Source organism: Bradyrhizobium sp. Crot121, assembly GCF_059512385.1.
The window spans coordinates 1-364 of record NZ_JCAMOR010000486.1; the positions used below are offsets into that span (position 1 = coordinate 1).

Here is a 364-nt window from a genome sequence, read left to right on the forward strand (position 1 = left end):
TATTTGCGTCGAACCAATGACTTTCATCGTTTGCGTAAAAGTCATCTTCAACTATCCCCCGAGAACTCCAGCGTCTTTCGGCAGCAAGCCATTGGTCGATATCTCCTCGAGCACCTCCTTCGATCTGATCTGCAATGGTAAGTAGCTGTGCGGGTGTCGTTGATTCGGCGAGAATTGTTGCGATCGGCCAGGGGAATATTCGCTGCATAGCGGGTACGATCGTCGATCCGGAGAATGCCCGAGCGCAGTTTGCCAGTGTTTTCCGACTAGGTGAATCGACAAATGCCTTAAGCAGGCAAATTGCGCTCCACGGGGTCGAGGAAAATTCAGGCCCTCCAAAGCGCTCGAATGCATTTGCGCATTG

The 364-nt window shown here is 51.9% G+C and carries 1 protein-coding gene; it reads right to left on the bottom strand.

Translation table 11 applies throughout. The features are described from left to right. The coding region (locus tag AC5ZGW_RS47600) for a hypothetical protein (protein ID WP_496114334.1) at positions 1-208 on the bottom strand (208 nt) is incomplete at its 3' end. Positions 209-364: the final 156 nt, after the last annotated feature.